The organism is Moorena sp. SIO4A1 (assembly GCF_010672065.1).
In the GTDB taxonomy this organism is placed as follows: domain Bacteria; phylum Cyanobacteriota; class Cyanobacteriia; order Cyanobacteriales; family Coleofasciculaceae; genus Moorena.
Window position 1 is genome coordinate 1 of record NZ_JAAHHX010000117.1, and the last position, 10,310, is coordinate 10,310.

Here is a 10,310-nt window from a genome sequence, read left to right on the forward strand (position 1 = left end):
ATGATTCTAGAGGAAGGCAAAAGGAACAAGGGAAAAGGCTTACCCCCGATAAAGAGCGGAGAATCCTCGGGTCAGAGGCAAAAGGCAAAGGGACTGGATTCACCTTGCCATCCGTGCCGCCGTGTGGTAAATTATTTACCCATTTACCTCTTACCCTTGACCGTTTACCTCTTACCCTTAACTGTTTCCCTTTTCCCTCTTGCCTTTTGCCTTGAGGCAGCTCAAGCCCAAACTATTCCGGTGCCGATTATCAAAGCCTTTAATCTGCTCAGGGAAGGACGAGTGGAGGAGGCAATTAAAGAGTTTGAGCAAGCTGTCCAGCGTTATCCCCAATCCATTGATGCGAAGATTGGCCTAGCCATCGCCTACCGCCGACAGGGATTGATTGACCAAGCCTGGGATGCCTATCAACAGGTGCTCGCTGAAGACCCTACCAATGAGTTAGCCCTAAGTGCAGTAGGTCTGTTCGGGACTTATAAACAAGAATGGCAGGCTCAGGGAATTGAAGCCCTTACGGTCTTGCTCGATATTAATCCCAATGATACAGAAGCTCGTGGCAGGCGAGCTCTGCTGTATGGTTATCAGCAACGATTTGGTGAAGCGATCGCAGACTATGAAATTGTGCTGCAAACGGACCCTACTCCAGATGTGCTAATAGGGGCAGCAGAAGTTTACACCTACAACGGTAACCCTCAAAGGGGTCTGGAACTCTTTAATCAATACCTCGCGACAGGGAATGTGATTAGTGGCTATGCTGTGCTGGCTTATGCCCAATCCTTAAGGCAAACTGGCAATGCGGCTCAGGCGGTGCAGGTTCTGGAAAACGAGTTAGTGGGATTCGCCCTAATCGATCAGCTGGATGACCTAGGCATCCAAACCCGAGCCGCCCTCTCCCAAGCCTATGCTGAAAATGGACAAATCTCTGAAGCCTTGGCTGTATTAGAGCCTTTACAAGGTCTTTCTCAAGCCACATTGCCCTTAGCGCGATCGCTAAATGAAATTCGCAATAAAAATCAAGATCCAGCCCTGGAAGCCCAAGTCTCTATGCTCTACCGCCAGGCACTGGCAGAGAATCCTAATGACCCTAACTTAATTCGGGAGATAGCTGATGTGTTCACAGGCATACCCAGCGAACGGGCAACCGCATTGCAGCTTTACCAACAACAGCTTGCCTTCGAGCCTGATAACCGTAGTCTGATGATTAAGATCGTGGGTCTGGAACGTCAGACCGGGTTAATTTCTCAAGCTCAATTGAGCAACCGTCTAGCGACCATACTGATTCCCCTACCTACTGAACCCAGGGAATTGCAAGCGGTGGCAGACGCCTTGATCCCGATCGAGCCGCCGGGGCCAGAATTTCTATCTATTTACCAAAATATCCTGGCATCTGGGGTTAACGCCCCGTTTTTGTACTTTCGGATGGCTCAACTTTACATTGAAGCCAATGACTTGATCTCAGCTAGAAATGCTTTGGCTACATATACCGCCACACCCCAGGGAGCTAACGATCTGGTAGTACAGTTGCTAGCGGCAGATATTGAACGTCTTGAGGGTAACTGGATTGCTAGCCGCCAGCGTTACCAAGCCTTGATTGCCAGCAACCCACAACGGGATATTCTCAATGGAGCATTGCAAGGATTGTCATCTATACTTCTGCTACAGGATAGACCAGGGGAAGCTGTGGCAGTTTATGACCAACTAGTGGCGCTCAATCCTAGTGATGTTAACCTACAGCTAGCACGAGCTACAATTGCCTATCAAGCGAATCTGATTCCAGAATCCCAAGCTGAGGCATTTGTATACTATTGGTTGCAGACACAACCCAATGTGCTTCCGCCCCAAGAACTCTTTGCTCTAGTCGGTGCTCTACCTGCCAATCCCACACGAGAACCCCTATACATTTCGCTCCTGCAATCTGAACCAGACAACATACCAGTAAACCGCCGTTTAATTCAGGTTATTGCTCAGCGTAGTCCAGAATTAGCTAGAGCTCAGGTGATTGAATTAGTCAATCGAGCTCCCTACTCCGTTCAGACATACTTGTTGCAGGGGCGATTGGCAGAAGCGATTGATCAGTTAGACATAGCAGAACGCGCCTATCAGGTGATTTTGACCGCAGAACCCAGTAACACTGAGATTATTGCTGCTTTAGGTGGTGTTCGTTTCCAACAACGACGCTTTGACTCCGCCAAGCAACTCTATTATAGGGGTCTTGCGATCAAACCCCTGGATTTCGGGGTACGTCGCGCCTTAGTTGGACTAAATCAGACAGAAGATTTTAAAGTCAAAGCCCTAGAACAGTTGGAACAGCTACGACTGGAGGAATTCAGTCGAGGGTCTAGTACTGCTACCCTGTCCCGTCAGAGACAGCAAATCCAAGAAGGATTTCTGTTCCGCAGGGGTTTCCAACCGCCTTGGGAACGTTTTGATTAAGGATAAAAAATGAAGTCTAGATGAAGTGTCAAGTGTAAAGAATAAATTCTAAATGAAGTATAAAGGATGAAGTGTCAAGGATGAAGGATGAAGGATTAAGGATTAAGGTATCGCAAGGGAAAATCCCAAATGGCAATGAACACTTAAAAATTGGCAGTTTTATAATCACAAATGAATAATCCAGACATTTAAAGCCAATATCAGAATTGAATAATTCTGAACTCTGATGTTTTTAGGCTAGGCTTAGGTTCAGACTTCTTCCCTTAAAAGACTACGTTGGATCAATCCAGAGGCTTGTATCCAACTATGTTTGAGGAGTAAATGTAAGAGCCGCAAATTTACGATGTCATACAACAGCCGTCAAGGTTTATTTATGGGTCGCACCCTCAGGGTTTCTATAGTTACTTTCACCATTATGTTGTTGAGTCTATGGGGTTGTGCTCCCCATCAATTGTCAAGACGATCTCCAACCCCTTCACCACCCCAGTCATCACCAAGCAAAACGCCTTCAGTATACCGTGAGTATCCTGAACCAGAGGCTCCCCAGACTGCTTTACCTATAGACGAAAGCGCTATTATAGCAGAAAGTTGGACTGTATACAAAGAGAAATTTATTCAAAAAGACGGGCGAGTCATCGACTACGAAGCAAGCGATCGCTCAACCTCTGAAGGGCAAGCCTATGGGATGCTGCGAGCGGTGATTGCCGATGACCCCACCACCTTTGCCCTAACCTTAGAATGGTCTCAAAACAATCTCAAACGCTCAGGAACCAATGGTACTCTCGAAGACCAACTTTGGGTGTGGAAGTGGGGTCGTAATCAGAGCGGTAACTGGGGTGCGATTGACAGAAATTTTGCCAGCGATGCCGATATTGATGCAGCAACAGCATTAATTCTCGCTTCTCGTCGCTGGAATCGACCGGAATACCTAGACTTAGCTTTGACTAAGCTGGAAGATTTGTGGAACTTGTCCACCAAAGAGGTCAGGGGAAAGCGCTATCTTCTGCCAGGACCTGTAGCAGCCTTTGTGCCCTCTCCATCAACTGTATATCTCAACCCCTCATATCTTGCTCCTTTCTCCTTTCGTCTCTTTGCCCAAGTTGACCCCAACCATGACTGGTTAAGTTTGGTGGATAGTAGCTACCAGGTGTTAAAAGAGTCTTCTCAGGTTTCTGCTGTAGGTTTACCCAGCGATTGGATAGCCCTTGATACCGAAACTGGTCAATTCCAGCCATTGCCACCAGACAGTCCACTCAAAAGTTCTTATAGCTTTGATGCCTACCGAGTGTGGTGGAGAGTTGCTTGGGATGCAGCTTGGTTCAATACCCCAGAAGCATTTTCCTATCTCGGTACTGCCACCCAGCATTTGCAATCCCTGTGGCGTTCTTCTTCAAAGCTGCCCGCCAGGATTGACATCCAGGGAAAACCAACGGTGACTTACGAAGCAACTTCCCAATATGCCATGCTTTATTCTGCCCTACGTTTAATTAAGCCAGCGATGGCTAGAGAATTGATAGAGCAGAAACTAATACCACAATATCAGGAAGGCATTTGGGATGATCAATCGGCCTACTATACCCAAAACTTAGCTTGGTTAGGGTTATTGCCTACCACAGCCATCGACCGCAACCTGTTAAATCCCAGTTAGGGAGGGGAATAGTTTAAACATACCAATAACTATACCGATAACTATACCGATCAATCTATACCGATCAATCAGGTGATACAGGTGACAAAAATGGTCTAAATCGTTAAAGTTAAGCCTAAGCAATACAACTTTTCTTTATAAATTAAGGGTGATCTTACTATTCTCCTAGTATTCTCTATTGTTAAGATTATGAAATTCTTGTTTCGCCGCTCCCAAGCCCAAGATCGTACGACTAATCATCAACGACGTCCTTCTCTAGGTCCTAGATTATCCTTGTTGCTGCTATGTGCAAGCATGGTATTAACCCTCGGCATCGGTACTACCCTAACCAGAGCTCAAGGGGACGGTAACCTCAGAAAACAGGAAGACCAGTTCATCCAGAAGTACAGCTTACCCAAAACCCCCACTAAGGCTCCAGTCTACAAACCTAAACCTCGACCTCGGCCAGCGGCGCGACCTAGACCAAAAGCTGCTCCAGCAGCGCCACGACAAAGACGTTCTAATCCTGCGCCAGCAAGGGTTGCTCCCACCAGACCTCGACCAGCTGCCCGACCTCAGCCACGGACCAAACCCCGCTCCCAGTCCCAACCTCGTTCACAGCCCCAATCTACCCCAAATCCAATTGCTTCTACGCCGAATATCCCATTAAGTGAGTACATCTTGCAATTTAACCGCTCTCCGATTGTAGGCAATCGCCTCCGTATGCGGGGGGTTTATTCGGAAGCAAGACTGGGCTTTACCCGTCCGAGGGGTTGGAATATAAAAACCGCCAAAGCCTTAATCCGCTTCCAGCATTCACCAGCCTTGATTGCAAATCGCTCTAACCTGACCTTGCGGATTAATGGTACCAGTGTGGCCAGTGTCCCTCTCAACCGCAAGCAGTCTCAGGTGGCTAACGTCATGTTTGCTATTCCAACGACCCTGATCCAGGACTACAATGAACTTTCCCTAGTAGCCCAGCAACACAACACCACTGGCTGTACGGATGGAGGGGATGCCACGTTGTGGACTGAGGTTTTGCCGGATTCCAAATTAATCTTCCAATACCAAGTTCAACCTATCCCCCTAAATTTCAGTCGCTATCCTTATCCTTTCTTTGATCAACTCAGCTTAGATGCCAATCGCATTGCTTATATGCTGCCGCAGGGGAATGTCCAGACCCGATCCGTGGATTCCTTAGAATCTTGGTTGACTGCTGCGCCTCGCTTACAGGCTTCCCTAGGCAGATTGGCTGACTTCCGTCCTATTACCACCCGTTTAGTAGAGACTATCGACGAATTAGAGTGGGGCGATAGTTTAGTTGTGATTGGGACTCCTGGAAATCAACAGGTTTTGAAGTCTTTAGAACTGCCCTTTACTTTCTCCGGGAATCAGATTTTAGATGGAAATCAGATTCCCTTACCCGATGATGTCGGTGTGCTGGCACTTACCACCGTCAATGATGGCAGTAACCCGGTCTTGGTGGTGACTGGCAATGGCCCAGATGGCGTGAAAAAGGCTGCCCAGTTTTTAGTACAGCCAGATACCAGTAAACTTGGCACAGGTCAATTAATTTTCGTGGATCAGGTTCCGGATGTACCAATACCATCCTCCCGAAATTGGCCTGGTTATTTGCCAGAAGAAAATTCCTTTACTCTCCAAGACATCGTTACTCAGCCCAATGGTAAACCCTTTAAGGACGTAACGGTGCGAGGCAGTGGAGCACCACCGGTAGAGTTTAATTTTCGTGCCTTACCGGATGATCGGTTTAAACGGGGCAGTTCCATGAATTTAGTTTACAGCTATGGTCCCCAGGTCAATCCTCGCACCTCTGCTGTAGAAGTCTTACTAGATGATGTACTAATTGGTGGTAAACGCTTGACTAAGAGGGATGGCTCACAGCGAGAAACCCTCAAAGTGGATCTTCCTGCCAATCTGATTAAACCCACCTCTAAAATCAAAGTTGCTTTCCGGCTGAACCCCAGGGAACCAGAGGAGTGTGGTAAAATTACGGACCAACAACTAACCGGTACGGTTCATGCTGAAACCAGCTTCAAAGTTAATCGGGAGCCCTCAGTTCAACTACCTAATCTAGAACTGTTGCAAGTAGGTTACCCATTTGCAGCTCCTCAAGATTTGTCCAATACAGCGATCGTGTTGTCAGAGACACCATCTGATACCGATCTGCTCACACTACTAGCTATGAGTGAACGTTTAGGACGTCTGAGTAAGGCAGATTCAGTACAGCTGGATGTTTACACCATTGAACAATTGCCTGATCAGATCAGGAGGAAGCGCAATCTAGTCGGAATTGGCACCAGGGATGAATTTCCGTTTCCAGAGGTATTTGAGTCAAAAGGTTTGCGTTTGAGTAATGCTCTAGGACGTCAGTGGGGTGAAGCTAGTGCCCAGACTCTACCGGATACTGAAGGGGTAATGAAACAAATCATGTCTCCCGATAACAATCAGCGGGTACTTTTGGCTTTGAGTGGTCAAACGGAAAATGGCTTAGACCGCGTGCGGCAGATTCTCACTAAAGATTCTTGGTTCTACCAGTTGCAGAAGGATACGGTTTTAGTTAGTAGTTATCAACAAGACCCTGCTGGTTATGACCCCGATGCCTATAAGCTAGAGTTCTTTGAACTAGCCCGTTCTAAAAAGCGCATTGAAAAAACCTCCGCCCTCAGTAAAGCATCGTTCTTCCTCCAACAAAACTGGTGGTTCCTAGCTTTAGGTATTCTGGGCGTAACCTTCCTGCTTTATGGCATTAGCCAGTTGTACCTCAAGCGTGTGACAGATCAAAAAAGTCATTAGTAATTAGTGATTAGTGCTTAGTCTTTAGTTTTAATTAGTCTTTAGGATTGTTTGTATATTAAATAGGATTAAATCAAAATTCCACTGTAAGCTATCAGCTGATAGCTGATAGCTTACGGCTGAATACTTACATCAATATTAGTTTCACATCTCAAATCAAAATGCTATAAATTGCTATGTCTTTTTCCTTATTCAAACAATCGAGAAATAGGCAAAATCGCCCTCGTCGATCCCCTTTAATTACATTACTCGTTGATCGCCTACCTCGGTTTTTTGACCGAGTCCTAGCACGGCTAGGGTCGAATCACTTGTCGTGGCTGATTTTGCTGCTGGTGTTGCTATCCATACCCCTGATTACTACACCCCTAACAGTCAGGCAGCAGGGGATTGTAGCGATCGCACTAATATTGGTTGGTCAAGTGGTAGTGCGCACTGAAGCCAAACAATCTGATAAAACAGTCAGTGAGTATTTTCATCTGTTTTTAGTATGGCTGAGCCTGGTGACCACCATGCGCTACCTATACTATCGCTTTGCCTATACCCTAAATTTTGATACTTGGATCAACGGGTTTTTCTGTGTGCTGTTGTTGGGGGCGGAATTGTATGCAATTCTAACCCTATTGCTAGCTTATTTTCAAACTATCAAAATCAAAGACCGAGAAACCGTTGATCTGGCTAACTATCCTCAAGACCAATGGTTCAAGGTTGATATCTACATTCCAACCTACAACGAGCCTGTGGAAATTGTCCGCAATACAGCAGTAGCCGCTCTGGCTATGGACTATCCGGAGGATAAAAAACAAGTCTATGTCTTAGATGATGGCAGAAAGTATCCAGAGCGTCGCAAAAAGTTGAAGCAGATGTGCGAAGAAATCGGCTGTAAATTGTTGACTAGACCTAACAATGATCATGCCAAGGCAGGTAATATCAACACAGCTTTTAAGACTACCAAGGGCGATCTGGTATTGATTCTGGACTGCGATCACATTCCAGTGCGAAAATTGCTGATGCGCACAGTCGGGTTTTTCTACAACCCAAACGTATCCTTTGTGCAAACGCCCCACTGGTTCTTTAACCCCGACCCCTTTGAGCGAAATCTCTATACTAAGGGTGAGATTCCAGTGATGAATGAACTCTTTTATAAAGTACTGCAAAAGGGCAATGACTTCTGGAATGCTTCCTTTTTCTGTGGCTCAGCAGCGGTAATTCGCAAAAACCATGCGCTGGAGATTGGGGGAATTGCCGTTGAAACCGTTACAGAAGATTGTCACACGGCCTTCCGACTCCATTCCTTAGGTTATGAGTCAGTGTACTATGACCAGATTATGGTTGCTGGCTTAGCCCCTGAAACCTTTGCCTCCTATGTGGGTCAGCAAGTGCGTTGGGCAAGGGGAATGGCTCAGATTCTACGGCTAGAATTCCCCTTGTTGAACTGGAAGGCAAAACATCTCACCTTAGGCCAGCGGATTTGCTATTTTTCAGCCACCTCCCACTTCTTCTATGGCTTTCCCCGGCTGATTTACGCTATCACTCCCACTCTATTCCTATTGTTTGGCATCAATCCCATTCAGGGTTTGGGGCTAGAAACCTTATTTTATGCCCTGCCCCATCTACTGATTAGCCTCAATGCTAACTATATCACCTACAAAGAAGTTCGCTTTTCCTTCTGGAACGAGGTGTTTGAATTTGTGATGTCATTCCAGACGGGGTATGTCACTCTGATGGCGGTGATTAACCCCAAGCTCGGTTCATTTAATGTAACTGACAAGGGGGTATCGGTTAGTCAGCGGAGTTTTGATTGGCAGTCAGTACAGGGTCTTTTGGTAGTAACAGCTATAGTGATTGCTGCCTTACTAGCTGTTCCCTTTTGGCTGCTGCTCCGTCCAGAAGATGCAGAAGCGGTCTTGGTTAACGCCATGTGGTGCGTCTTTAACTTGATTCTGCTGACAGCAGGTTTGTTGGTTGCCTTTGAACAACCCCAACAACGCCCCAAACACCGCCTGCTACGACGCCTTCCGGTGACAATTCACACCACTGACCAGAGTTGGCCAGGGGAAACGGTTAATATCTCAGAAAGCGGAGTTTTAATTGCCTTAGATAGCTGGCCCAACCTACCTGATCAAGTAGACCTTGAAATTGTGGGAGATTACGGCAGACGAGCCTTTGTTGCTGGAGAAATTATCCGCAAGACACCGATTAGTGACCATCAAGTTCACCTTGCGATTAATTTTATCAACCTCACTCAAGCTCAGCTAGATGATTTAGTCCTAGTAATTTATTCCGATGTCAGGGAGTGGTATTCCCAGAAGCGTGCGACCTTAGACCGACCTATGGGCTCCTTAGGTTTCTTAGCCACTGGTGTGTTCCGTGCCTTCCGAGAGTTGAATACCCAAACTAGTACTAAGGTGCGTAAACAGATTAGGGCTACTGCTCAGCTTTATTGGGAAGGTAAGTTTTACAGTGGTAGGGCAACTGAAATGGGAGTGATGAGTTTACGGGTTGAATTAGAACGCAGCACTGCCTATTCTGATACCACGGAGCAAACTAGTCCATTGCTCACACCAGAAGATTTACGAAGAATGGAGCAAGACCAACCCTTCGTTGGCTTGCTATTGAGTCAGGAATCGACTAACCAGTTACCACAGCGATTGTTGGCTCAAATTGTGGATGTCGAAGATTTATCCGATCAAGTTGCCATTGAGTTGAAGTTCCCAGACCAATTAAAGCAGAAACAGGAGACCAAAATTAAACAGCTTTTGAAGGTACTTTAGTTGAAGGTTTAATCAGGTTGAAGGTTGAAGGTTGAAGGTTGAAGGTTGAAGGTTGAAGGTTGAAGGTTCCCCTTGGAATTACCCTAGGGTAGGTTAAAACTGGAGTTTAGACTATGACAAAATAGCCCAGTCTTCTTTTGAGGCTGAGATGTTAGTAAATTGATGCAAAATTTGGTCTAAGTCCAGGGTAAACGCATATAGAAAAGAAAGAACAATGGTGTAAAATCAAGGATTTTGTCGTAACTGCTCACCGCAACAAGGTGGTGTTATTGCCAAGAGTATCGATTTTGCAATCGCGAAGAACAAAGGGGTCGGTTATTGGTTCTATGAGCTGCTGTTAACTCCAGTAGGCAAAGAAGCTACGAGAATTTTCAGCAAGAAATTGTTATCCAAACCAGCACGAAGCGCGCTTCATTCTTAAACTGCCCGCGGGTTGGCTCAAGACGCAAGAGATTAAGAGCCAAACGTCGCAGAATACTGAAGTTGCGAGGAGCATGGTTTTTGCGAATGCGACATTTGTCCTCACAGAACAGTACATCTAGTGGGACTAAGCGCGATAATTAAAGGCATAAATAGTGCTATCCTATATAGGGTCTAGTTTTTAGGTTGGTTACTTTGTCCCTCCAATCCCATGAAAGAAACTGTTTCCACAGCAATGCCTCCAT

General features: G+C 46.2%; 4 protein-coding genes. All 4 read left to right on the forward strand.

The annotated features are described in order from the left end of the window. A partial coding sequence (locus tag F6K53_RS33970; protein WP_293027121.1) for a tetratricopeptide repeat protein occupies positions 1-2,433 on the forward strand: 2,433 nt, incomplete at its 5' end. A gap of 343 nt (positions 2,434-2,776) precedes the next feature. After that, positions 2,777-4,081 carry a glycosyl hydrolase family 8 gene (locus F6K53_RS33975; protein WP_293027117.1) on the forward strand — a complete coding sequence of 435 codons (1,305 nt, stop codon included), beginning with the start codon at positions 2,777-2,779 and terminating at the stop codon, positions 4,079-4,081. Between the two features lie 189 nt (positions 4,082-4,270). Continuing rightward, positions 4,271-6,874: a cellulose biosynthesis cyclic di-GMP-binding regulatory protein BcsB gene (locus F6K53_RS33980; RefSeq protein ID WP_293064887.1), complete on the forward strand. Its 2,604-nt coding sequence runs from the start codon at positions 4,271-4,273 to the stop codon at positions 6,872-6,874. 176 nt (positions 6,875-7,050) lie between these two features. Beyond that, a complete protein-coding gene (locus F6K53_RS33985; RefSeq protein ID WP_293030259.1) occupies positions 7,051-9,645 on the forward strand; it encodes a glycosyltransferase family 2 protein in 2,595 nt (864 codons plus the stop codon). Positions 9,646-10,310 lie beyond the last annotated feature (665 nt).

Bases quoted from the DNA above. Each gene is read 5' to 3' on its own strand.
- F6K53_RS33975 (WP_293027117.1), top strand. From the start codon at position 2,777: ATGTCATACAACAGCCGTCAAGGTTTATTTATGGGTCGCACCCTCAGG.
- F6K53_RS33980 (WP_293064887.1), top strand. From the start codon at position 4,271: ATGAAATTCTTGTTTCGCCGCTCCCAAGCCCAAGATCGTACGACTAAT.
- F6K53_RS33985 (WP_293030259.1), top strand. From the start codon at position 7,051: ATGTCTTTTTCCTTATTCAAACAATCGAGAAATAGGCAAAATCGCCCT.